Raw genomic sequence first — 24,832 nt, 5'->3', positions numbered from 1 at the left:
TGCTCCAACGTATCCGCTCTCGGCCTACCTCTCTTCCGCGATCACAAAAACTCCCCCAAACCCGAGGTTGTGGGGGAGTTTTCGTGATCGCACGTTCGGCCTGAGGCGAAGAGGTCAGCCCTGCGCGCGGCGCGGCGCGGCGCGGCGAGCGCGGGGGGCCGAGGTGGCTCCTGTGTTGTTCGCACCGCCGCCGTTGCTTGACCAAGCGACGGTCGAGCCACCGGTGCGAGTGCCTGACGGCTGGCCGCCGCGGCGAGCATTGCCCGCCGAACCCGAGCCGCCGCCGGCACCCTGTGCCGAGCGGTCGCGACGCGGCCGGTCAGACCCGTATCCGCCGGCAGAAGCGCCGCCGGCCGAACCCGAACCATCGCGAGCGGCACGCTTGCGCTGAGCGTTCGCGCCCTGCGATCCGCCACCGCCTTGACCGTTGCGTGAGCCGCCGCCACCGCCGCCGTTACGACCACGGCCACCCTGGCCGCCACCGCCGTTGCCGCCCGAACGGCCGCCACCGGTCAGGGTGACGGGCGCATCCGAAGGCTTCACATACGCGGCAACCTCGCCCACAAGAGCATCTACTGAAGGCGAGTCGAGCGACACACGCTCGGGCGTCACCTTGATGGCAGCCTTGCGCATGAGCTGCTCGAGGTCTTTGCGCTGACCGGGGATGATGATGGTCACCACGTCGCCAGCGCTACCGGCGCGAGCCGTACGGCCCGAACGGTGCAGGTACGCCTTGTGCTCGGCCGGCGGGTCGACGTGGATCACGAGTTCGATGTCGTCGACGTGAACGCCGCGGGCCGCAACATCCGTCGCCACCAGCACGCTGACGTCGCCCGCACTGAATGCGGCGAGGTTGCGGTCGCGCGCCACCTGCGAGAGATTGCCGTGCAGATCGACGGCCGGGATGCCCGCGTCGATGAGCTGACGGGCCAGCTTCTTGGCGTGGTGCTTTGTGCGCATGAACAGGATGCGGCGGCCGGTGCCCGACGCGAGCTTCTTGACGAGCGCGGTCTTCGCCTCGGCATCGCTCACCTCGAACACGTGGTGGGTCATCGCGGCGACGGGGGAGTTGGCCTCGTCGACCGAGTGCAGAACCTCGTTGTGGAGGAACCGGTTGACGATCTTGTCTACTCCGTTGTCGAGCGTCGCGGAGAACAGCAGACGCTGCCCGTTCTCGGGCGTCTTCGACAGAATGCGCGTAACCACCGGCAAGAAGCCCAGGTCAGCCATGTGGTCGGCTTCGTCGAGAACCGTGATCTCCACTGCATCGAGCGACACGAAGCCCTGCTTCATGAGGTCTTCGAGGCGACCGGGGCAGGCCACGACGATGTCGACGCCGGCCTTGAGCGCGGCGACCTGGCGCTGTTGTGAGACGCCACCGAAGATGGTGGTCGACTTCAGCCCGTACGCGTCAGCGAGGGGCTGCAGCACGGCGGTGATCTGCGTGGCGAGCTCGCGGGTCGGCGCGAGAATCAGGCCGAGCGGGCGGCCCGGGCGGCGCTTGCCACCGGCGAGTGCTCCGCCGAGGCGGGCGACCATGGGCAGCGAGAAGGCGAGGGTCTTGCCCGAGCCCGTCTTGCCGCGGCCGAGCACGTCGCGCCCGGCGAGGGTGTCGGGCAGGGTGTCGACCTGAATGGGAAACGGCGAGTCGATGCCGGTTGCGGCCAGCTTCGCCACGAGGGGAGCAGGCACGCCGAGCGCGGCGAACGAGGTAGTCGGTGCTTCGAGTGTTGAATCGATTGTCATTGGGGTTTTCGGTGCCTTTCAGGCATCGGTTCCACCCAAGCGGATCGCACGCGAATGTCGCCAACCCGCAGTTCTGACTGTGAGTAGCCGCGTCTCGGTGATCGAGGCCATGGCTGTGGCGAGCTGCGTCGGCGCAATCTCATTTCGCACCGTTGCACCGCAGAATCTGCGGCACACTGACACGAACTTCGGTGGAAGTCTGGCGAAGGTGGCGGTGGCCACATCCGTTCGCCGCAAGAATTTTTCTTACCCGTCACGCTGGTTCTGATTACCGGCCGTGTTCGAGTAGAGGTGCGTTCTACGACGCAGGGAGCGCGCAATTACGCTCACAAGTTCTTTCAGCTTAGCGCATTGCTCGCGGTCTCCGGATGCCCGGTCAGCTGCCACTCAGGTCGAACCCCGTCGTGGCGCCTACGTCGTGGCGCGCTCGCCCTCGATCTCCCGAGGGTCAGGGGCACAGCTCGCCCCCGATCTGCCGACACTCAGTGGTGCAGCTTGGCACCGATCTGCTGGCACTGGTGGCACAGCTCGCCCCGATCTGCTGAGGCTCAGCGGTACAGCTCGCCCACCGGAATCGGCATCCCGACCCGGTCGCCGAGCGGCGCCAGCGGGCACGCCCAGGCTGGGTCGTACGCACACGACGGGTTGTACGCGAAGTTGAAATCGAGCACCAGAGAGCCCGGTGCCGCCCCTTCACCCAGATATGCGCCCTTGACCGTGTCGAGCAGGTACCGCCCGCCACCGTATGTTCCGCCAGGGCGGCCGGCAAGGGCATCCCGAACCGGCAGAAACAGCCCGCCGCCGTACGATTGCAGCCGCCACACGTCGAGCGTGCCCACTCGGGGTATGGATGCCCGGCCAATCAACTCGAACGGAACCACCCCGTCGGTTCCCGTCTCGAAGTCGAACCGTGCCGGCTCTTCTGGGGCGACGAGGTCAACCTCGAACCGCCACTCGGGGTCGTAGTCTGCGACGGGCAACCCGACGAACGACGCCCGGTCTTCGGGCAGAAGCGGGGTCTGCGGATGCTCGGCGAACAACGCATCACGCTCGTCGCGCCAGAACGTGTGCGCTCCGACGACGTCGGTGGCGCTGCGCTCGCGAACGGAGTCGTAGATGCCGAACACCTTCCGGCGCCAGTCGGCCACCTCGATGGCGGTGCGCGCGATCGCACTCACTGCCCTGCTCCCAGATCGGGGTCGATACCCAGCACAGCGGAATCGGCCGTCGGCGGTTCGGCCAGTATCTCGGCCGGAGTCTCCTCCGCGTGCCGCGCCGCCTCTGCCGCAGCGCGCTTCGCGGCAGCAGCTTTCGCGTCACCGCTGAACTCGGGGTCGAACGCCCACGACGGAGCCAGCTGCTGCAACCGCACCCCGCGCACCTGCCAGAACGACCACAGGCCGGCCCACACGGCGGGAGTCAGCGGCCCCGCCTTCATGATCAGTCGGTCGCGGTACAGCGTCTTACCTGTGCCGGCGGGGTCGGCTGCCACGGCCATCCGGTGATCCCAGGTGGTCACGATCTTCAGAGCGCCCGTCACCCCCCGACCTTTGTCGTGGATGATGCGCACCCCTTCATGCTGCGTATGTGTTCGATCGATGTCGACGATCTGCATTCCCACTGGAACCAGCCCGAGCGCCGAAATCTCGACCCGGTTCTCGCCCTCAGGCCACACCGTCTCGAAACCGCCCGGCTCCAGCGACTTCACCGATAGCAGGGGAGCAGACACCTCGCGAAACACCGTCGGACTCTGCAGCGCCCGCCAGGCGGCGTCGGGCTCGCAGTCGAGAATGAACTTCAGCAGTACCTTCATACCCCCAGTCTCGTGGGTATCGCCCCCGTTTGTCGCGGCCTTGCGCACGGGCCACGGCTCGGGCCGTAGCACAGGTCGTTCAGCCCCGCGAATACGATGGTCGAGTGATCACGCCAGCACCCCTCGCCGCTCAGACCAACTACCAGGTGCGATTCGGCCGCGGTATCGATGCGTTGCAGAGCGTCGGCGCGTACGCCGACGTGGTCATCTGGGTCGATGCCCTGCCCGAGCCGAGCGGCACGGACGACCTGCACGAGGCCACGGGGCGCAGGAGCGCGAACCGCGGGCACGACTCGCACGCGCACGGGTGGTCTGAGCTCGTGGGGGTGCCGATCATCCACGCTGACCTGACGAACCGCAGTGCGGCGGCGAAGTGGATGCTCGAAAAGCAGGTCGAGGCAGGTGACCGCGTTTCGGTTGCCGTCGTCGCAGCGAGTGATGGCGTTGAAGACACTCTCGCGGCCGGATCCGTCATCGACGCGCTCGCGGCACTCGGAATCGACTTCAGTTCGCCCGAGGCGGCGGTGGTCTGCGCCTCGTTCACGGCTCTCAAGCGTGCGGTCGGCCACCTCTTCAGCGCCTCGATCGCAGGGCGAGCCTTGATCGCCGCGCACGGTGAAGCTGGAGCACAGATCGTTTCTGACGCAAGCGGTATCGATTCTCAGAACTCGGTGGTTGCATAGAAGAGTGGCCGCGTTGAGGCTACGAGTTCGTGGCCGCACGCCACGCGAGTAGACGGAGGAACCTGATGAAAGCTGTAGTCAACGGCACCGTTATTGCCGAAGCTCCCAAAGAAGATCTGATCTCCATTGAAGGCAACTGGTATTTTCCGCCGACGAGCGTGAAGAGCGAGTACCTGGTCGAGAGCGCGACGCCGTACACCTGCCCGTGGAAGGGCGAATGCCAGTACTTCAGCGTGAAAGACGGCGACGAGACGCTCAAAGATCGCGCCTGGAGCTACCCCACGCCGTACCCGACCGCGTTCGACCGCGTCGGCAAAGACTTCAGCAACTACGTGGCGTTCTGGAAAGAGGTGAACGTCACCGACTGACCCCAAGCGCATCGCCGCGCCGGCGCGGCCGGGCCACGGCGTGGCCCAGCTCGGCGCGCGCGACCGAGCAGCGCGACGTGGCGGGTACCGCGCGCGCCTGGCACTCCGCTGCTATCGCGAAGCGGCCGCGACAGCCCTGCCCCGCAGTTATCGCGAAGCGGCGGCCGCAGCCGCCCTGCGCCGCGAGCCCGCGGTGACGACACGCTGTCGCCACACGATGATGTAGCGCGCGTCGAAGCGCTTCGAACACGCGCCACAGGCGGAGTCGCGAGTGGGCTTTCGGTACCGAAAGTGCTCGTGCCCGTTCGGGCAGGTACCCACCCACGGCGCCAACTCGTGGGCGGTCTCGCCGTGGTGCAGTCGCCCGCCCGCGTACCCCATTTCGGCGGCGATCGCCCGCCACTTCGGCCCGTGGCCGGCACGTGATCCGGCCACGGCATGGGCCACTTCGTGCAGCAGAATCTGGTGGATCTCATCGTCTTCATACCGCGACGCCAAATACCGCGAAACGGTAATTCGCTTGAGGGTGTAGTTGCACAGGCCTGCGCGCGTTTTGGCGTTGTCATACCCGAACGACCACACGCCAGGGTCGAGGTACAGCGCTATGAGGGCATTCGCCCAACCGCGCACACGAAGTAAATCAGCCACGATCGAAGCCTAATTCACACCTCAGACGGCGCCCCGAAGTTATCCACAGGCGCGCCGCAGCCCGCCCCGCGTGCCCGACTTGGGCGGCCCGCGCGCGCCGCAGCCAGCCCTACGTGCGCGACCCAGGCGGCCCCGCGGGCGCGCCGCAGCTAGCCCTATTTGCCGACGAACGCCTCGACCACGCCGATAGCGATCATCGAGCTTTCGAGTTGGTCGATAGACGCCCCGCTCTTCTCCCACAAGAAAACCGCGGCCTTGAAGTCGGCCAGAGCATCCTTGTATTCCCGCAGGTCGAAGAGCACCTTGCCGCGGTTGTGCAGCGCTGTCGCCTCGAGGCCGCCCCACTCGTGCCCGCGCGCCTCTTCGACGCAAATGGTCAAGTCGGTGAGGGCGGGCTGCAACTTTCCCTGGTACTGCTGCACCTGGGCGCGGCGGATTCGCGCGGCAAGAGCGGTCTCACGATCGCCCGAGAACCGCGCCTGGCGAAGGGCTTCGTTCGCCACATCCCAGGCCTCGTCTGACCGGCCGAGCAACCGCAGCAACTCGACTTTCTCGTTCAGCGCCGAGAGGCTACGCAGGTTGCCCAGCTCGGCCAGGCGCGACTCAGCGGCCTGTACATCGATCGTCTCGCGGAGGGTCTTCGGGTCGTAGCCGGTGATGATACTCAGGGGAACCGCTCCAGAACTCGAAACTGACTGCAGCCCTCGATTGAGGGGCACGAGGGTAACTCACGCCAAGTTTACGGCTCTGCTGCTCATCGCAGGCAGAGGCACGCTGGTCGCGCGCCCATACTCGCGCCGATCCGTGCGCCGAACACCTCACGCCCGCGGGGCGCCCGGCTTCACCTGGAAGATACTGCGCGCCGGCGGCGGTGACGGCACCGCGGTCTGATCGGTGACCACGGGCGCTCCGGCGATGAACGCCTTGAGCTCGGCGCCGTCAACGACCTTGGCCGGCACGGGGTCGCTCGCCACCAACCTCGGCAGCCGCTCGAACGGCAGCCGATCATCCGAAGCGAACATCACCACGTTGCCGAACCGTCGTGACTTCAGCACCTGTGGGTCGACCACCAGCGCCACTTTCGCGAACACCGCCGAGAGCGTCGCGGCCTGACTGCGCGCGAAGGCCAGCCCGGCCCCGTCGGCCACGTTGGCGGCGATGATGCCCGTGGGCTTCAAGAGCCCGGCCGCGAGCGGGTAGAACTCCATACTCGTCACGTGCGCGGGCGTTCTGGCTCCGGAGAACACATCGACCACCACAACATCGACCGTCGACTTCAACCCCAGCGGCAGCTTGGCCAGCACCGCTCTCGCATCGCCGTGGCGGATACGTATCTGCGCCTCCTTCGGCAACGCAAGATGCTCACGAACGAAGTCGACCAAATCGCTCTCGAGCTCGATGACCTGCTGGCGCGAACCGGGCCGCGTCGCAGCGATGTACCTCGGCAGCGTGAACGCACCGCCGCCGAGGTGCACCGCGGTAATGGCTTCACCCTCAGGCGCGATGAGGTCGATGCCATGCCCGATGCGCCTGACGTACTCGAACGAAAGGTAACTCGGGTCATCGAGTGACACGTGCGACTGCGGGGTTCCGTCGACCACCAACGTGAACGCGCCGGGCTGGTGCCGGTCGGCCTCGATCACCGCGCGGTACCCGTTGCTGAGCGTGACGGCCGGATGCTCGGCGTCCCCATCACGCCGCCGGCCCCTACTTTCGCTCACGTCTCGACCCTACCCCGGCCTCCGGCAACGGATTAGTCCACACGTCTCTACGCGTGCACACAGCACGCCGACGTGCGCGTGGACTATTCCGTTGCGCGTTCCACAGGGTGAGCCGGCCAGAAGTTGTCCACCGAATGCTGGGAGCCCGCCAGACGGGGGCTGGGGCGCGCAGCCGTCGAGTCGCTGGTGACCGTCTTACTCGACTGTATTCAGTGCATGACCGAGGAGATGGCGATCGCCGTCGTCGACTCGGCGCTGAACAAATCGGCGCGGGGCCGGATTCCCGAGCGCCTGACTAAACGCGATCTTCTGGAGGCATGCAACACGCTTCCGGCGCGCTACGCCAGATCAATTTGATCTTGTTCCGAGACGGAACGCGCACTCTCCGGCTCACCTACGCTCACGTCATGTATGCCTGGCGACTCGTGGAGCCGGTCATCCTCAGTGCGACCCGCCGACGCGAACATCGCTGGAGCAGGGGATCGGGATCGGGATCAGGTCGTAAAACCGGGGAATGGCGGGGGAGCGCCGCGCGTTATACCCGAGAACGCAAAAATGGTCAAGGCAAAGACTAGACAACCAGGCGCCAAGCGCATATAGTTGTTCTTTGCGCTCCCAGTACTCCTATGCCTTCATATTGCGGTTGGCTCGCGCTGTCTGATTCTTCTTCGTCAGGAGACTCAGCAGCATCACTCTAGAACCTTTTCGCCCATATTCCGGGGAATGAGGGTTCTATTCGAGGGTCTGGCGAGTTCTCGACCAATATAAACCCAGTACTGAGACCCGACGGGGTCCACGGAGGTTATTTCCTTGGCTGCTGCGAGCAACGCAACCACCACCACACCCAAGAACGGTCGCGGAGCATCGCGACTCTCGTTCGCCAAAATTTCAGACAACCTGACTGTCCCCGATCTGCTGGCATTGCAGACCGAGAGCTTTCACTGGCTTGTCGGCGATGACGCGTGGAAAGCGCGCGTAGCCGAAGCCAAGAAGGTCGGTCGTCAAGACCTGCCGGAGCACTCGGGTCTCGACGAGATCTTCGAAGAGATCTCTCCCATCGAAGACCTCGGTGAGACCATGCAGCTCAGCTTCACGAGCCCGTTCCTCGAGCCCGAGAAGTACACCATCGACGAGTGCAAGGAGCGCGGCAAGACCTACGCCGCTCCGCTGTACGTCGAGGCCGAGTTCATGAACCACCTCACCGGTGAGATCAAGACTCAGACCGTGTTCATGGGCGACTTTCCGCTGATGACCGAAAAGGGCACGTTCATCATCAACGGCACCGAGCGTGTCGTCGTGTCGCAGCTCGTGCGGAGCCCCGGCGTCTACTTCGACCGCCAGCTCGAGAAGACCTCTGACAAAGACATCTACTCGGCTCGCATCATTCCGAGCCGTGGCGCATGGCTCGAGTTCGAGATCGACAAGCGCGATCAGGTCGGCGTTCGCATCGACCGCAAGCGCAAGCAGAGCGTCACCGTCTTCTTGAAGGCCCTCGGCCTCACCAGCGAAGAGATTCTCGAGCAGTTCAAGGGCTACTCCAGCATCGAAGCCACTTTGGAGAAGGATTCGATCCTCACCAAAGAAGAGGCGCTGAAAGACATCTACCGCAAGCTCCGCCCGGGTGAGCAGGTTGCCGCCGAAGCTGCACGCGCGCTTCTTGACAACTTCTACTTCAACTCCAAGCGCTACGACCTGGCGAAAGTCGGTCGTTACAAGATCAACCGCAAGCTCGGTATCGACTCCGCGCTCTCGAACTCCGTTCTCACGAACGAAGACATCATCGCCACCATCAAGTACCTGGTCGCGCTGCACGAGAACCAGATCACGCTTCCGGGCAAGCGCAACGGCAAGGCCGTCGACATCCGTCTCGACATCGACGACATCGACCACTTCGGTAACCGTCGCATCCGTGCCGTCGGCGAGCTCATTCAGAACCAGGTTCGTACCGGGCTCAGCCGCATGGAGCGCGTCGTACGTGAGCGTATGACCACGCAAGACATCGAGGCGATCACCCCGCAGACCCTGATCAACGTGCGCCCCGTCGTCGCCGCGATCAAGGAGTTCTTCGGTACGTCGCAGCTCAGCCAGTTCATGGACCAGAACAACCCGCTCGCGGGCCTGACCCACAAGCGCCGCCTGTCAGCGCTGGGCCCGGGTGGTCTGTCACGTGAGCGTGCCGGCGTCGAGGTTCGAGACGTGCACCCCAGCCACTACGGTCGCATGTGCCCCATCGAGACCCCTGAAGGCCCGAACATCGGTCTGATCGGTTCGCTCGCCTCGTTCGCGCGCATCAACTCGTTCGGTTTCATCGAGACCCCGTACCGTCGCGTCGTCGACGGCGTGGTCACCGAGACCATCGACTACCTGACCGCGTCTGAAGAAGACGAGTACGTGGTGGCCCAGGCCAACGCGCCGCTCACCAAGGAAGCCCGTTTCGCCGACCCTCGCGTGCTCGCACGTAAGAAGGGTGGCGAAGTCGACCTCTTCCCCATCGAAGACATCGGCTACATGGATGTTTCGCCACGCCAGATGGTGTCGGTTGCAACATCGCTCATTCCGTTCCTCGAGCACGACGACGCAAACCGCGCCCTCATGGGTGCCAACATGCAGCGCCAGGCCGTTCCGCTTCTGATGAGCGACAGCCCCCTGGTCGGCACCGGCATGGAGGGCTTCGCAGCCGTCGACGCCGGTGACGTGGTCACCGCACTCAAGGCGGGTGTCGTTCAGGAGGTCTCTGCAGACTTCGTGAGCGTTCAACTCGATGAGGGCGGAACGCAGGAGTACTACCTGCGCAAGTTCGACCGCTCGAACCAGGGCACGAGCTACAACCACCGCGTCATCGTCAACGAGGGTGACCGCGTCGAGGTCGGAGAGGTCATCGCCGATGGCCCCGCCACCGAGAACGGCGAGCTCGCACTCGGCAAGAACCTGCTCGTGGCATTCATGCCGTGGGAGGGTCACAACTTCGAAGACGCCATCATCTTGAGCCAGAACCTGGTGAAAGACGACGTGCTGTCGAGCATCCACATCGAAGAATATGAAGTGGATGCCCGTGACACGAAGCTCGGCAAAGAGGAGATCACTCGTGACCTCCCCAACGTCAGCCCCGAGCTGCTCGCCGACCTCGACGAGCGGGGCATCATTCGCATCGGAGCCGAGGTTCGCCCCGGCGACATCCTCGTGGGCAAGGTCACGCCGAAGGGCGAGACCGAGCTGAGCGCCGAAGAGCGGCTGCTGCGCGCGATCTTCAACGAGAAGAGCCGCGAAGTTCGCGACACGAGCCTCAAGGTGCCCCACGGTGAGCGCGGAACCATCATCGCCGTCAAGGAGTTCTCAGCAGAGAACGACGACGAACTGGGTTCGGGCGTCAACCAGCGTGTGGTCGTCTATATCGCCCAGAAGCGCAAGATCACCGAGGGTGACAAGCTCGCCGGCCGTCACGGCAACAAGGGCGTCATCGCGAAGATCCTGCCCGTCGAAGACATGCCGTTCCTCGCAGACGGTACCCCCGTCGACGTGGTGCTCAACCCGCTCGGTATCCCCGGCCGCATGAACTTCGGCCAGGTGCTTGAGATTCACTTGGGCTGGATCGCCAAGCAGGGCTGGAAGGTCGAAGGCAAGGGCAATAAGTGGGCCGGCCGTCTTCCCGAGGCCGCGCACGAGGCCGCTCCGAACACCAAGGTCGCAACGCCTGTGTTCGACGGTGCGCTCGAAGAAGAGATTGGTGGGTTGCTCGATTCGACCCTCGTCACCCGTGACGGCGACCGCCTGGTCGACGGCACCGGTAAGGCGACGCTCTTCGATGGCCGCTCTGGTGAGCCGTTCCCGCGCCCGATCTCGGTCGGTTACATGTACATCTTGAAGCTGCACCACTTGGTCGACGACAAGATTCACGCACGCTCCACCGGCCCGTACTCCATGATCACGCAGCAGCCGCTGGGTGGTAAGGCTCAGTTCGGTGGCCAGCGCTTCGGTGAGATGGAAGTGTGGGCGCTCGAGGCTTACGGTGCCGCGTACGCGCTGCAGGAGCTTCTGACGATCAAGTCTGACGACATTCTCGGCCGCGTGAAGGTGTACGAGGCGATCGTCAAGGGTGAGAACATCCAGGAGCCGGGTATTCCCGAGAGCTTCAAGGTGCTCATCAAAGAGATGCAGTCGCTCTGCCTGAACGTCGAAGTGTTGTCTGCCGACGGCACCGCGGTCAGCCTGCGCGACACCGATGACGAGGTCTTCCGCGCAGCGGAGGAACTGGGCATCAATATCTCGACACGGTTTGAGAACTCATCTATTGATGACATCTAAACCCTCACCCCTCTTTAGCTAACGTTTTTCCAAGAGAGAAGAAAACATTGCTCGACGTTACAACTTTTGACGAACTGCGAATCGGTCTGGCTACGGCCGACGACATTCGCAAGTGGTCACACGGTGAGGTCAAGAAGCCCGAAACCATCAACTACCGCACGCTCAAGCCCGAGAAAGACGGTCTCTTCGGAGAACAGATCTTCGGACCCTCCCGTGACTGGGAGTGTTCGTGCGGTAAGTACAAGCGAGTGCGCTTCAAAGGCATCGTCTGTGAGCGCTGTGGTGTCGAGGTCACGAAGTCGTCGGTGCGCCGTGAGCGCATGGGCCACATCGAACTCGCCGCCCCCGTCACGCACATCTGGTACTTCAAGGGAGTCCCCTCCCGTCTGGGCTACCTGCTCGACATGGCTCCGAAAGACCTCGAGAAGGTCATCTACTTCGCGGCCTACATGATCATCTCGGTCGATGTGGATGCCCGTCACGAAGACCTGCCGGGCCTCGAGAACGAGCTCCGGCTCGAGATCAAGGCCCTCAGCGACCAGCGTGATTCACGCATCGCCGACCGTCTCACCAAGCTCGAAGCCGACCTGGCTGCCCTCGAGGCAGAAGGCGCCAAGAGCGACCAGAAGCGCCGCACCAAAGACGGCGCCGAGAAGGAGATGGGTCAGGCCCGCAAGTCGTTCGACGAGCAGATCGCTCAGCTCGAGCGCGTGTGGGAAGACTTCCGCAGCCTCAAGGTCGGTGAGCTCAAGCCCGAAGACAGCGTCTTCCACGAGCTGCAAGACCGCTACGGCCAGTACTTCGAGGCCTACATGGGCGCCGAGGCCATCAAGAAGCGCCTCGAGGCCTTCGACCTGGCCACCGAGTCTGACACCCTGCACCTTCAGATCTCTGAGGGCAAGGGCCAGAAGAAGATCCGCGCCATCAAGCGCCTCCGGGTCGTCAACTCGTTCCTGATCACCGGCAACTCGCCGGCCGCGATGGTTCTCGACGTGGTCCCCGTGATCCCGCCGGAGCTTCGCCCGATGGTGCAGCTGGATGGTGGGCGTTTCGCGACATCCGACCTCAACGACCTGTACCGTCGTGTGATCAACCGCAACAACCGCCTGCGTCGTCTGCTTGACCTCGGTGCTCCCGAGATCATCGTGAACAACGAGAAGCGCATGCTGCAAGAGGCTGTGGATGCTCTGTTCGACAACGGTCGTCGTGGCCGCCCGGTCACGGGTACCGGTAACCGCGCACTGAAGTCGCTCTCCGACATGCTCAAGGGTAAGCAGGGCCGGTTCCGCCAGAACCTGCTCGGCAAGCGCGTCGACTACTCGGGTCGTTCGGTCATCATCGTGGGCCCGCAGCTGAAGCTCCACCAGTGCGGTCTGCCCAAGCAGATGGCTCTGGAGCTGTTCAAGCCGTTCGTCATCAAGCGCCTGATCGATCTGAGCCACGCCCAGAACATCAAGGCCGCGAAGCGTATGGTCGAGCGCAGCCGCCCCCAGGTGTGGGATGTTCTCGAAGAGATCATCCGCGAGCGTCCGGTGATGCTCAACCGCGCACCAACGCTTCACCGTCTGGGCATCCAGGCGTTCGAGCCTCAGCTCGTCGAGGGTAAGGCCATCCAGCTGCACCCGCTCGTCTGCACCGCGTTCAACGCAGACTTCGACGGCGACCAGATGGCCGTTCACCTTCCGCTCTCGGTCGAGGCTCAGGCCGAGGCGCGCATTCTGATGCTCGCCTCGAACAACATTCTGAAGCCGTCGGATGGCCGCCCGGTGACGTTGCCTACACAAGACATCATCATCGGTCTGCACCACCTCACCACGCTCAAAGAGGGTGAAACCGGCGAAGGCCGTGCCTTCTCGAGCATCGCTGAGGCGATTCTGGCCATGGATCAGCACACGCTCGATCTGAACGCCAAGGTGCGCATCCGTTTGGAGAACATCACGTTCGCCGAGGGTGAAGCTCCTGCGGGTGCCGTTCTCGATGACAAGAACCGGGCCGAAGGCCTGACTCTGGTCGAGACGACACTGGGTCGCGCCATCTTCAACGAGACGCTGCCCGAAGATTACCCGTACGTCGAGGCTGTCGCCGACAAGGGCCAGATCTCAGCGATCGTCAACGACCTCGCCGAGCGCTACCCGAAGGTCGAAGTTGCTGCAGCTCTTGACCGCATCAAAGACGCCGGTTTCCACTGGGCTACCCGCTCAGGTGTCACCGTTGCTCTCTCTGACATCTTGACCCCGCCGAACAAGCGGGAGATCGTTGCCACCTATGAGAAGCAAGCCGCCAAGGTGCAGTCGCAGTACGAGAAGGGTCTGACCACCGACGCCGAGCGTCGTCAGGAACTGATTCAGATCTGGACCAAGGCGACCGAAGATGTCGCCGAGGCGATGCAGGCGAACTTCCCGTCAGACAACACGATCAACCGCATGGTGACATCGGGAGCTCGCGGTAACTGGCTGCAGATTCGTAACATCGCCGGTATGCGTGGGCTGGTGAACAACCCGAAGGGTGAGATCATCCCTCGCCCGATCATCTCGTCGTACCGTGAAGGTCTGTCGGTGGCCGAGTACTTCATCGCCACCCACGGCGCCCGTAAGGGTCTGGCTGACACAGCTCTGCGTACCGCAGACTCGGGTTACCTGACGCGTCGACTCGTCGACGTTTCGCAGGATGTCATCATTCGTGAAGACGACTGTGGCACGACCAAGGGTCTCGACCTCATCATCGCCGCGAAAGACGCGAACGGTGTGCTGGTCAAAGACTCGAACGTCGAGAACTCGGTGTTCGCCCGTAGTCTCGCTGCTGATGCAGTGGATGCGTCGGGTACGGTCGTCGCCGAAGCCGGCGAAGACATCGGTGACGTGCTGATCGACAAGCTGGTCGAGGCGGGCGTTGAGAACATCAAGGTTCGTTCGGTTCTGACCTGTGAGTCGGCCGTCGGTGTGTGTGCTGCCTGCTACGGCCGTTCGCTCGCTACTGGTCTGCTGGTCGACATCGGAGAGGCCGTCGGCATCATCGCCGCACAGTCGATCGGTGAGCCCGGCACCCAGCTGACCATGCGTACCTTCCACACGGGTGGTTCTGCATCGGCTGACGACATCACGCAGGGTCTGCCTCGCGTTCAGGAGCTCTTCGAAGCCCGCACCCCCAAGGGTGCGTCGCCCATCGCAGAAGCTGCTGGCCGCATCACGATCGAAGACACTGACCGCAGCCGCAAGCTGATCCTCACGCCCGACAACGGCGACGAAGCGATTGCCTACCCGGTGCTCAAGCGTGCGAGTCTTCTCATCGAAGACGGCGACCATGTGGAGCTCGGTACGCAGCTGCACGTCGGCGCGATCGACCCGAAAGAGGTTCTGCGAGTGCGTGGCGTTCGCGCCGTGCAAGAGCACCTCGTCGGCGGCGTTCAGGGCGTCTACCGCTCGCAGGGTGTACCGATTCACGACAAGCACATCGAGGTCATCGTTCGTCAGATGCTCCGCAAGGTGACTGTCGTCGATCACGGTGACACCGACCTGCTGCCCGGTGAGCTCGTCGACCGCCAGCGTTACAACATTCTCAACCGCGAGGCACTGACCGAGGGTCGCAAGACCGCTTCGGCCCGTCAAGAAGTCATGGGTATCACCAAGGCTTCGCTCGCGACCGAGTCATGGTTGAGTGCCGCTTCCTTCCAGGAGACCACGCGTGTTCTCACGCAGGCCGCCATGGAGGGCAAGAGCGACCCGCTGGTCGGCCTGAAGGAGAACGTCATCATCGGTAAGCTCATCCCGGCCGGAACGGGCTTGCAGAAGTACCGCAACGTCACCGTCGAGGCGACCGAAGAGGCCAAGGCCGAGCGCTACCCGAACCGCATCTTCACCGATGACGCCGTGTTCAGCGAAGCCGACCTCTCGTTCGTCGACTTCGACAGCTTCAGCTCTGACGATTACACCCCGGGTACCTACAACTAACCGTTCACGCGCGATGTTCTACTCCTGAAAGGGCCCCTCTGCTTCGGCTTGGGTTCTAGCGGTCGTTGCAACACTCAGTAGTTCTGGGAGTTGCAACGGCCGTGTTTTCGTTAAAGGGAAATTCAGGAATCAAGCGTGTGTACACGAGGGAGGAGAAGGCGGGGTTTTTCGCTGGCGTTACGCCGCACCGGGGTTCACCGATCAGCGGCCGCTCGTCAGAGCGGTGTGAGCATTCGCACAGCTCGGGATTGGGATCAGGGCATCCGCAAGACCAACAACCGCCGCATTTATCCCGATGGTCGGGTGATCGACTACAAACGAGGGGTGACTACGTTCATACCCGCAACCGTGTCGGCACTCGAGGCGGTCATCGATGCACGCTACTTGTCATTGCCGGAGCGGGAGAATATCCGCGACCTCACCGCGACGGGTGCCTCGATCCGCGCGATCGCGAAGCTGATCGGGAGGTCGCCGCCGGGAGTTGCGTCGCAACGCGACAGGCACGGGCACCTACGAGCCCTATGCCGCGCACCGGGTCGCAGCGCAGCGCCGACCGCGGCCGAAGGACTCGAAGTTAGCGGTCCCGCCAGCACTGCGCAGCTTCGTGAAAGAGAAACTGGCGATCCGCTGGTCTCCCGAACATATCAGTCATGGTTTGATCAGGGAGTATCCAGAGGATCAGGAGATGCGTGTGTCACCCGAGACGATCTACCAGGCCCTCTACTTCCAGGCCCGCGGCGGGCTGCGTAAGGAAGTGCAGGCGGCGCTGCGCACCGGGCGGACCCGCCGCAAACCCCAGAACACCGGCCAGGCGCGCCGCCCCCGGTTCGTTGACCCGATGGTCATGATCGCCGACCGGCCGGCCGAGGTCGAGGACCGCGCCGTTCCAGGTCATTGGGAATCTCAATGCTGTTGTCAAGCAGCGTTGAGTAGCGTAACGACGGGTTCGAGGTATGGTTTGTGGTCGCGGAGCATGGCCCAGAGAACGTTGATTCGGCGTCGAGCGAGGGTCAGGAGGGCTTGTTTGTGACTCTTGCCTTCTCGTCGTTTGCGGTCGTAGAACGTCCTGGATGCTGGGCTGTTCTTCAGGCTTGAAAGGGCGGCGAGGTTGCAGGTTCGCAGGAGCCGCCGGTTGAAGCGGCGGGGGCGGTGGATGTTACCGCTGATACGTCCCGAGTCCAGTGGTGCTGGGGCGAGCCCTGCAACTGTGGCGAGTCTGTCGGCTGAGTCGAAGGCATCCATGGTGCCGCCGGTAGTTGCTAGGAAAGTCGCGCCAAGCAGGGGGCCGAAGCCGGGCATGCTGACGATGATTTCGGCGTCACCGTGGTGCTGGAAGAGGTCGGCGATCTGGTTGTCGAGCTCGGTGAGGGTGAGGTCGATTGCCTGCAGCTGGCTTGCGAGGCGGCCGACCAGGACTGCGCCCATGGCCTGGGTTGCGAGGGTCGTGTGTTGCGCTTGAGCAGCATCGATGGCTTTGCTTGCTACCGCGGCGCTGTTACGGCAGCCGCGAGCTTTCAGCCAGGCTTGCCGCCGGTTACGTCCGATGCGGCGCAGCGCCTCAGGGGTCTGATACTGCGACAGCATTACCAGGGCTGCTTTGTTTTTGGAGTAGTCGAATGCCCGCTCCAGAGCAGGGAAGTACTCAAGCATCACAGCGCGGAGCCGGTTGATGACCCGCACCCGGCCACACATCACATCGGTGCGGTACGAGGTCAGCAGTTGCAGATCGACGCTGATCTGGTCGCCGTTACGCACGGGTTGCGAGTCGCGGCGCATGCGGGCTTGGTCGGCGATGATCGCAGCATCTTTGGCATCCGTTTTGCCATCCCCCCGGATAGGTCGCAGAGGCGTGATGGATGATCCGGCCGGGGATGTAAAGCAACTGCTGGCCGTTGTCGGCGAGCAGGCTGATCAGCAGGGCAGCTCCGCCCGCATTGAGATCCGTGGCGCATATGATCTGCTCGCCGGCTGCTAAGTCAACGGCGGTGGCGATCAATTCGAGAAGGGTGGCCTCGTCGTTTTCGACACGTTCTGAGAGCAGCTTCTTCCCGGCATCGTCGATCACGACGCAGTGGTGTTCGTGTTTGCCGGCGTCGATTCCGGCCCAGAGTTTCGGCACTGAAATTCCCTATCTGTTGTGGAGTTATGGTCCCTGCGGATAACCACGCCGGCACGTCCTTACACAGCGATCAGAGTCGCAATTCTCAATCAGCGGTCGAGTCATCACACGGGCGGCGGGCGGCCATTCCCAGTAAGCCGTCCAGGCGGCAAGGAGATCTAAGCCATACCCGTCACCCGAGAGTCATCGGAACACTACGACAATCCCGACATCAACAGCGTAAGGAGGGGGACCTTCTTACCGGCACGCTGAACCAGTCCGCGATCGCGACACTGGTGGAGCGCACGACCCGCTACGTGATGCTCGTGCACCTTCCCCGCACCCATACCGCCGAGGAAGTCCGCGACGGCCTCGTGGCCACGATGAGTACCCTGCCGGCACACCTGCGCGGATCGCTGATATTTCTGCGACCCCGCCAGCCCCTGGCAGCGCGGGTCGAACGAGAACACCAACGGGCTACTCCGGCAGTACTTCCCGAAGGGCACCGACCTGACCGCCTACGGCATCGAAGATCTCGAACACGTCGCGCAGGAACTCAACAGCCGACCACGCAAAACGCTCGGCTGGGATACCCCAGCCGAGCGTTTACGGAACCTGCTACTTTCTACCTAACCATCCACCATGTTGCAACGACCCCTTGAAACCGCCCGGTAGAGGGGCTCTTTTTTTCGCGGCCGGCTGCAGGGCGACCGCAGACGGAGCGCAGCCAGACTTCGGCTAGGGTTGAGAACCACCATGCGCGCACTTGCTTCGACCGAAACCGGCTTTCTGCTTCCGAATCTGGTGCGACGCATTCTCGCCGGTGTCGCCGTACTCGGTGCGGTTGCGGCTCACGTCGCACTGCAGTGGGGGTACCTGTGGCAGCGCCCCGACTTCTCGTGGAGTTCGTTCCGCTCCTACTTTCCGGGCGATCAACTGTCGTACATGTCGATGGTCACCAACGCGGCAGACGGGCGGCTCGCCAACGTCGAGCCCTTCACCAACACGGGCAACAACACCTACCCCCATCTCTACTACTACGTGATCGGCACCGTCTCGCGCTGGGTCGGCCTGAACCCGCTCGAGGCCTGGTCGGTGGGCGGCTTCATCGTGCAAATGGTGCTCGTGGCGAGCATAGCGACGGCCATCTACTTCGTCACCAGACGGTGGTGGATGCCCGTTCTTGCGCCGGTTCCGTTCATCATCGGCGCCTTCGCGACGCAGCTGAGCAATGGCGGCTGGTACACGAGCATCAGCTCTCACGCCGTGCTATGGGGCCCCTTCGCGGTGTACTACACGCTGAATGGTGAAACCGTAGCGCTGTCGCTCTGCGCCGTCGGGCTGCTGCTGGCGCTGGCGACCTATCTGCGCGTCACCACGAGAACCCGCCAGACAGTACTTTACTGCGTCTCTGCAGCCTTCATCGGGCTGAGCGCCAACGTTCAGACGTATGGGTTTCTCGTCGGGGTCTACCTCGCTTTGTTCGTGATCGCTGCTGCTGCGCTCGTATACGCACGGCGGTGGTTGCTCGTTGTCGTCTCGCTTGCGCTGATCGTCGTGGTTGCGCTTGCCGGGCCATTCGTGGCTGGGCACTTCGGCCCGCTCGCCGCGCTCGCTTTCGGGGTGCTTCCCGCAGCCCCCGGTCTGATCGTGCTGATCGTTCGCTTTCGGCTCCGTGCTGCGCTGCCTCTGATCGTCTTGGTCGCCGCAGCATCGCCGCAGCTGATCGCCACCGTGCTCGGAATCGTCTCGAAAGACCCGTTTCTCAGCTACCGGGTTGCTTCATCGAAAGACCTCGGGGTCGACTGGCGCGGCATCGTGGCCGCAGGTGCCGTTCTGCTGCCGCTTTTGGGCATCCTGGCCGCCGGAATCCACCGCCGTGTAACCCTCTGGATGGCGTTCCCGATCGCGGCGATCGCCGCCTGGGCACTCACGGCAACCAACGATCTGTGGGGCGCGAACCAGGAACCGTACCGGTTCTGGCTCGACATGTTCTGCCTCGTCTCCTTCGTCACGGTGCCCGTGGCCGCGATGGTGGCGGTTTCCTACCTCCGCTGGCCGCATCGCCCAGACCCTGCCGTAGCCGACTCTCGTGCGGTCCGCACGAGGCGATCGGCGGTTTCCGTTGTCATTTCGCTCGTCGTCGTTCTGCTCTGCGCGGTGGTCGCGGTCGTATCTCTGTCAGATTTCCGTACTTTTCGAAACGACTACCCCCTGCACGCGTTTCTCGACTACTCGACCCCGCGCTTCGCCGCGATCGGTGAACTCGGCAAAGAGGTTCCGAAGACCGGAGCCGGATTGCTCAACAGCGATTCGTGCATCGACATGGCAGGCCTGAAAATCGTCTCCGACGGGGCACCTGTCGCAACGTTCAACGGTGGCATGGCGTGGCCAATCAATAAAGACGCGGTCGAGCGAGTCAGCGATGAGCGTCTGTCGGGGTTTCAGATCGCGACAGACGCGAAAGAGGCCGACGTTCAGTGGGTCATGACCGACAGCGCCTGTCAGCCCGTCGATTGGGGAGTCGAGTACGCCGACGAGTTGTCGTTCGTCGACTCGCGCAGTTACCCGGTTTCGGGCCGCACAGCGACGATCACGTTATGGAAGTTCACGGGCTGAGCCTGCGAGCCGCACGGCTCGTCGTTCAGTCTGCTTCTGGTTGCGGATGCTCGAGCCGCCGCAGAGCATCCAGAACCTGCATCGCGACCAGCCGCCCTGCACGATTGGCGCCGATGGTCGACGCCTGCGGCCCGTAGCCCGCCAGAAAGACGCGGCCGTTTCGGGCGACCCGCCCGTTCTCGACCCGAATGCCGCCAGACTGCTCGCGCAGATTCAGTGGCTCGAGATGGGCCAGCTCTGACCTGAATCCAGTCGCCCAGATGATGACATCGGCCGGTTCGAAGGTCCCGTCGGCGAATCGAACGCCGTCGGGCTCGATGGAGTCGAACATCGGCCGGGCGATGAGCACACCGCGTTCGACTGCAGCGAGATTCTTGGCCGTGCCGGGCAAACCGGTTCCGCTGCTGATGCTCGGCAGCACGCGCCCCGCGCTGGCGGCTTCGTCTTGTCGGTTGACGGCGGCGAGACGCGACTCAAGACTTGCGGAGACGGTGGCGCCGTCTTCTTCGGCGAACAGCACGGTCCGCCGCGTCACCCATACCGTGCTGGCAGCCACCCCCTCGAGTTCGAGCACGAAGCCAACCGCCGACGTGCCGCCGCCCACGATCACCACGCGCTTGCCGGCATAATCCTGTGCGGAGCGGTACTGCGGTGTACCGATCTGAACGCCGCGAAACGTCTCGGCTCCGCGGTAGAGGGGCCGGAACGGCGTAGCCCAGGTTCCGCTCGCGTTCACCACGATCTCGGTTCGCAACTCGCCGAGAGACGTGGTCACGCCGAGATCGCCTCCTTCGGCCAGCTCCCGCACCGAGATCACCTCCACCGGCCGATAAACGCGCAGACCGAAATGCTCTTCGTACCGCTCGTAGTATTCGGCAACCACGTCGCGCGCCGCGCCGCTCTGGTCCGCGGTTTCGAAGCTGATGCCCAGGTCTCGCATGGCGGGCAGATCGCTCACTTGGTGAGCTGTGCCCAGCCGCAGCGACTCCCAGCGAAACTGCCAGGCGCCCCCCGCGCCGGGCCCTCGATCGACGATGACGAGATCCACGCCTGCACGCAGGCCCCTGCGTTGCAGCTGGTAGGCCACCGAGAGCCCGGCTTGGCCGGCACCGATCACCACGACCCGGGCAGCGGCCGGCAACGGATGCTCGCCGCCTGGCTCAGACTCGGGCATCCGTCACCACCATTGCATCGCCGATGAACGCCGCCAACTCTGCGGGCAGAACCATCCCGTTCGGGTGCGGGCCCTCGGCGGCCAGCCGCGGCACGAGGCCAAGGATGCCCGGGGCCGGCGACCCGACCAGAACGGCATTGCCCTCGCCCAGCCCCACGGTCAGGTCTTTCGAACCGAGCACGAACACCGTGGGCAGCGTGGCCGCGAGCGTCGCCGTCTGGGCGCGGACGAGTGCGAGCCCCGCGTCGTCGGCGACGTTGATCAGGAGCACGCCGGCCGGCGTCAACAGCGCGGCCAGCTGCCGATAGAACTCGAGTGTCGTGAGGTGCGGGGGAGTGGATGATCCCGAGTACGCATCGAGCACGATCAGGTCGAAGGGCCCGAACGATGCAGCCCACGGCAGGCCGCGCCGGGCGTCATCAGTGCGCACCGTGAACTCGGTACCGGGCGGCAGCGGCAGATTCGTCGTGACGAAGTCGAGCAGGTTTTCTTCCGACTCGAGCACGAACTGGTGCGAATCGGGCCGAGTCAGGGCGATGTAGCGCGGCAGAGTCAGGGCGCCCGCCCCGAGGTGTAGCGCCACGATCGGCTCGCCCGCGCGCAAAAAGAGGTCGACGATGTTCGCGATGCGCTGCAGGTAGTCGAAGAGCAGGTGCGTCTGGTGCCGGGTGAACACGTGCGACTGCGGCTCTCCGCCGATGTAGAGGGTGAATCCGTCGCCCTCCTCTTCGGGCAGAGCTCTATCGGGCGGGCCTACTTCGGGCAGACCGGCTTCGGGCGGGCTCACTTCGGGCAGACCGGCTGCCTGCTGCGGGATGCTCGGCAGCAGTGTGCTGAGGCCCGCTAGCCCGAGCTGGGCGGTGCCCTTGCGTGCGAATTGCAGCTCGTCGGGCCTGATCTCGGCCAGCAGTCCGCTGGGAACCAGCCGGCACGAGGGAAACGATGTCATCGACCGAATTCTACTGGCGCGGCGGCCGCACTCTCACCCGTATCCGCGCCGGTGTCCGCGCCTGAACTGGCCCCGCACGGCACACCGCCGACTCCCGCCCGAGTTCCCTCAGTTTTGCTAGGGAGATTGTTAGAGTGTGGCTGCGGCGAACTCGCCGTGACAGTGCGGCCACTGCGGCGCACGGCCAACCAGGCCGGTGAGCGTCTCGGCCCGTGAAGGAGCAGCATCAACATGAGCGACGAGCGACACCCAGACGACCAGGGCGTGCCCCCGTACGAGCCGGCCGCAGCGAGCGAGCCCGTCGCGCCCAGCGAGCCGATTGCCGCCAGCGAACCCGTTGCCCCCAGCGAGCCTTTCGCCGGTCACGACTCCGCTGGGCCCCTCTTCTCCGACGCCGAGCCCGCAGCGACCGAGTCTGCCGCCTCCGAGCCGGCAGCCTCCGGGCGGGAGCCGCTCGTCTCACCCGAACCCGCCGCCTCCGAGTCCGCAGCCTCCGAGCCAGCAGCCCCCGAGCGGGAGCCCCTCGTCTCGCCTGAACCCGCCGCTCCCGAGTCCGCAGCGACCGAGCACCGCCCGTTCGTTTCGTCCGACGCAGAAGCGACCGCCGCTCCCGAGTCCGCAGCGACCGAGCACCGCCCGTTCGTTTCGTCCGACGCAGAAGCGACCGCCGCCCCCGAGCCAGAGCCGGCAGCAACTCCCGCTGACGCACCCGGCGAAGCAGAGTCGGTCGCATCGTCAGTCGAGGGCGCAGCCCCGGTCGCGCCTACAGACGAACCCATTGCCTACCCCGCTGCCGCCTTCACTACCCCCGCACCCTACGTCGCGCCTGGCCAGGAGTCAGCGCCGACGGCGACGTCCGAGGCGGGGTTCGATTCAGTTCCCGCTGCCGCGGCAGCCGTTGCCACGGGGGCAGTGGCAGCCGGGGTCGCCCAGGCCGCGGCGAACCCGGCGGCGCCTGTCGCCGAGCCAGGGACGCCCGGGGCCTACCCGCCCGCAACCTACCCGCCGGGCAGCTATCCACCCGCGGCAGCCCCCGCCGGCGCCTACCCGCCCGCGGGCTACGGCGCGCCCACCGCCATCGTGGTGCCCGTGCTCACGCCCCCGAAGAAACACAGCAATCGTGGCGTCGGCACACTCATCGCGCTCACCGGCGCTGTCGCCTATGCAGTGGTGTTCGCAGCGGTCGCGGCGGTCATCCTCGCCTTCACCGTGCCGGCCAACCGCTTGGGCACTGTCATCGGCGATTTCGTCGGCAGCCCCGCCTTCTACGTGCCGGTGATCTTCTTCGCGATCGCCCTCATTCTCGTGGTTCTCATCGTGAATCGCGCCGGCTGGTGGGCCTACGTGCTGGGCGGATTCATTGTGGCAGTCATCGTCTACGGCGCGGCCATCCTCGGCGCACTGCTCGCGGTTCAGGCCTGGAACTTCTCTCAGGCCGATGCCCTGACGTTCGTGCGTGGTCTCGTGATGGATCCGTTGACCCTCGCCGCGGCGATCGTCGCGCGCGAGGTGCCCATCTGGATCGGCGCCTGGATCGCGTCGCGCGGCCGCAAGCTCAAGGCGAAGAACCTCGCCGAGCGCGAAGAGTACGATCGAAAGGTCGCTGAGAGCCCGGTTGCCACGTATCCGGCCATTTGACCGAGGCCTCTTTACCGCGTAATATTCTCTGGGTGTGCGCTTTGTCGTGCGCTCGTGCCATGTAACGTGGCGCCGCGCTACGCCTGATCATACAAAGCAGGGTTTCACTGTTCTCGTGAACAGTCGGCCCCCACGGCATACCTACCCCCGACGAACCGCCCTGGCTCGCAAGTAGGTCCGCGTTCAAAAGATTTGCGTTCGAATGCGAATCAGCAACAACTGTCACCGTGCAGTAAACACAAGGAGTTACGTAGTGCCTACCATTCAGCAGTTGGTCCGAAAGGGCCGAACGCGCAAGGTCACGAAGACCAAAGCGCCTGCTCTCAAGTCCAACCCGCAGCAGCGCGGCGTGTGCACCCGTGTGTACACCACCACGCCCAAGAAGCCGAACTCGGCTCTGCGCAAGGTCGCCCGTGTCAAGCTCTCCAACGGCACCGAGGTCACCGCCTACATTCCCGGCGAAGGCCACAACCTGCAAGAGCACTCGATGGTGCTCGTGCGCGGCGGTCGTGTGAAAGACCTGCCCGGTGTTCGTTACAAGATCGTTCGCGGCGCCCTCGACACCCAGGCCGTCAAGAACCGCAAGCAGGCTCGCAGCCGCTACGGCGCGAAGATGGAGAAGAAGTAATGCCTCGTAAAGGTCCCGCTCCCAAGCGCCCCGTCGTCGCAGACCCCGTCTACGGCGCACCCATCGTCAGCCAGCTCGTCAACAAGATTCTTCTTGATGGCAAGAAGGGCCTCGCCGAGCGCATCGTCTACGACGCACTCGAGGGTGTATCGAATAAAAACGGTGCCGACGCTGTTGTAACACTTAAGAAGGCGCTCGACAACGTGCGCCCGACCATCGAGGTCAAAAGCCGCCGTGTCGGTGGCTCGACGTACCAGGTGCCCGTCGAGGTCAAGCCTCACCGCGCCAACACCCTTGCACTGCGCTGGCTCACCACCTACGCGAAGGGTCGTCGCGAGAAGACCATGACCGAGCGTCTCACCAACGAGATTCTCGATGCATCGAACGGTCTCGGCGCCGCTGTGAAGCGTCGTGAAGACACTCACAAGATGGCCGAGTCGAACAAGGCCTTCGCGCACTACCGCTGGTAAATCGCAGATTTACCAGCTTGCTGGCGCG

General features: G+C 64.3%; 17 protein-coding genes and 3 pseudogenes. 11 read left to right on the top strand and 9 right to left on the bottom strand.

All coding sequences use genetic code 11. The features are described 5' to 3' along the window. Positions 1 to 114: 114 nt before the first annotated feature. The 3 genes from IEX24_RS06415 to IEX24_RS06405 form a co-directional block, all read right to left on the bottom strand. Positions 115 to 1,746 (bottom strand): DEAD/DEAH box helicase, encoded by a 1,632-nt coding sequence (locus IEX24_RS06415; RefSeq protein ID WP_188675452.1) that lies wholly within the window; start codon positions 1,744 to 1,746, stop codon positions 115 to 117. 548 nt (positions 1,747 to 2,294) lie between these two features. Then, entirely contained in the window at positions 2,295 to 2,924 is a 630-nt protein-coding gene (locus IEX24_RS06410) for a DUF1684 domain-containing protein (protein ID WP_229715133.1), read from the bottom strand. Further along, on the bottom strand, positions 2,921 to 3,559 hold the full coding sequence (locus IEX24_RS06405) for a hypothetical protein (RefSeq protein WP_203585880.1): 639 nt from the start codon (positions 3,557 to 3,559) through the stop codon (positions 2,921 to 2,923). Before IEX24_RS06405 ends, IEX24_RS06410 begins: the two co-directional genes overlap by 4 nt. Positions 3,560 to 3,663: 104 nt before the next feature. On the opposite strand from IEX24_RS06405, the gene IEX24_RS06400 reads away from it, so the two are divergent. Further along, a complete protein-coding gene (locus IEX24_RS06400) occupies positions 3,664 to 4,242 on the top strand; it encodes a hypothetical protein (RefSeq protein WP_188675449.1) in 579 nt (192 codons plus the stop codon). A 65-nt stretch (positions 4,243 to 4,307) separates the two neighbouring features. Continuing rightward, entirely contained in the window at positions 4,308 to 4,610 is a 303-nt protein-coding gene (locus IEX24_RS06395; protein WP_188675446.1) for a DUF427 domain-containing protein, read from the top strand. 147 nt (positions 4,611 to 4,757) lie between these two features. On the opposite strand, the gene IEX24_RS06390 is transcribed toward IEX24_RS06395, so the two are convergent. The 3 genes from IEX24_RS06390 to IEX24_RS06380 all read right to left on the bottom strand — a co-directional run bounded on the left by IEX24_RS06390 (position 4,758) and on the right by IEX24_RS06380 (position 6,979). Then, a complete protein-coding gene (locus tag IEX24_RS06390; RefSeq protein ID WP_188675444.1) occupies positions 4,758 to 5,258 on the bottom strand; it encodes a SprT-like domain-containing protein in 501 nt (166 codons plus the stop codon). Between the two features lie 155 nt (positions 5,259 to 5,413). After that, entirely contained in the window at positions 5,414 to 5,977 is a 564-nt protein-coding gene (locus tag IEX24_RS06385) for a hypothetical protein (RefSeq protein WP_229715132.1), read from the bottom strand. Positions 5,978 to 6,076: 99 nt separating this feature from the next. Beyond that, positions 6,077 to 6,979, bottom strand: a complete 903-nt coding sequence (locus IEX24_RS06380) for a spermidine synthase (protein ID WP_188675441.1) — start codon at positions 6,977 to 6,979, stop codon at positions 6,077 to 6,079. Positions 6,980 to 7,195: 216 nt separating this feature from the next. Here IEX24_RS06380 and IEX24_RS06375 point away from each other — a divergent pair, with 216 nt between their 5' ends. The 4 genes and pseudogenes from IEX24_RS06375 to IEX24_RS20130 all read left to right on the top strand — a co-directional run. Next, positions 7,196 to 7,336, top strand: a complete 141-nt coding sequence (locus IEX24_RS06375; RefSeq protein ID WP_188675438.1) for a hypothetical protein — start codon at positions 7,196 to 7,198, stop codon at positions 7,334 to 7,336. Between the two features lie 453 nt (positions 7,337 to 7,789). Further along, positions 7,790 to 11,281: a DNA-directed RNA polymerase subunit beta gene (rpoB, locus tag IEX24_RS06370; RefSeq protein ID WP_188675435.1), complete on the top strand. Its 3,492-nt coding sequence runs from the start codon at positions 7,790 to 7,792 to the stop codon at positions 11,279 to 11,281. Positions 11,282 to 11,328: 47 nt separating this feature from the next. Then, positions 11,329 to 15,228, top strand: coding sequence for a DNA-directed RNA polymerase subunit beta' (locus IEX24_RS06365; RefSeq protein WP_188675432.1), 3,900 nt, complete (start codon positions 11,329 to 11,331; stop codon positions 15,226 to 15,228). A gap of 171 nt (positions 15,229 to 15,399) precedes the next feature. Continuing rightward, positions 15,400 to 16,129: pseudogene (locus IEX24_RS20130) on the top strand (IS30 family transposase); the annotation flags it as partial. 14 nt (positions 16,130 to 16,143) lie between these two features. On the opposite strand, the pseudogene IEX24_RS06350 reads toward IEX24_RS20130, so the two are convergent. After that, a pseudogene (locus IEX24_RS06350) lies at positions 16,144 to 17,347 on the bottom strand (IS110 family RNA-guided transposase). A gap of 224 nt (positions 17,348 to 17,571) precedes the next feature. On the opposite strand from IEX24_RS06350, the pseudogene IEX24_RS06345 reads away from it, so the two are divergent. Continuing rightward, positions 17,572 to 17,959: pseudogene (locus IEX24_RS06345) on the top strand (IS30 family transposase); the annotation flags it as partial. A gap of 123 nt (positions 17,960 to 18,082) precedes the next feature. Beyond that, on the top strand, positions 18,083 to 19,945 hold the full coding sequence (locus tag IEX24_RS06340; protein ID WP_188675425.1) for a hypothetical protein: 1,863 nt from the start codon (positions 18,083 to 18,085) through the stop codon (positions 19,943 to 19,945). Positions 19,946 to 19,970: 25 nt separating this feature from the next. Here the strand turns inward: IEX24_RS06340 and IEX24_RS06335 are convergent, their stop codons facing one another. Both IEX24_RS06335 and IEX24_RS06330 read right to left on the bottom strand, forming a co-directional pair. After that, positions 19,971 to 21,119: an FAD-dependent oxidoreductase gene (locus IEX24_RS06335; RefSeq protein WP_188675422.1), complete on the bottom strand. Its 1,149-nt coding sequence runs from the start codon at positions 21,117 to 21,119 to the stop codon at positions 19,971 to 19,973. Further along, positions 21,106 to 22,068, bottom strand: a complete 963-nt coding sequence (locus IEX24_RS06330) for a spermidine synthase (RefSeq protein WP_188675419.1) — start codon at positions 22,066 to 22,068, stop codon at positions 21,106 to 21,108. Before IEX24_RS06330 ends, IEX24_RS06335 begins: the two co-directional genes overlap by 14 nt. 231 nt (positions 22,069 to 22,299) lie before the next feature. On the opposite strand from IEX24_RS06330, the gene IEX24_RS06325 reads away from it, so the two are divergent. From IEX24_RS06325 to rpsG, 3 genes are all read left to right on the top strand, one after another. Then, entirely contained in the window at positions 22,300 to 23,706 is a 1,407-nt protein-coding gene (locus IEX24_RS06325; protein WP_188675416.1) for a DUF2062 domain-containing protein, read from the top strand. 253 nt (positions 23,707 to 23,959) lie between these two features. After that, the gene (gene rpsL, locus IEX24_RS06320) at positions 23,960 to 24,334 is read left to right on the top strand and encodes a 30S ribosomal protein S12 (RefSeq protein ID WP_104242432.1); all 375 of its coding nucleotides are present in this window, start codon (positions 23,960 to 23,962) and stop codon (positions 24,332 to 24,334) included. Next, entirely contained in the window at positions 24,334 to 24,804 is a 471-nt protein-coding gene (gene rpsG, locus IEX24_RS06315; RefSeq protein ID WP_188675414.1) for a 30S ribosomal protein S7, read from the top strand. Before rpsL ends, rpsG begins: the two co-directional genes overlap by 1 nt. Positions 24,805 to 24,832: the final 28 nt, after the last annotated feature.

The organism is Subtercola lobariae (genome assembly GCF_014640255.1).
Lineage (GTDB): Bacteria > Actinomycetota > Actinomycetes > Actinomycetales > Microbacteriaceae > Subtercola > Subtercola lobariae.
The sequence above is the reverse complement of the archived record's forward strand: the minus strand, read 5'-3'. Positions and strand labels throughout refer to the sequence as shown.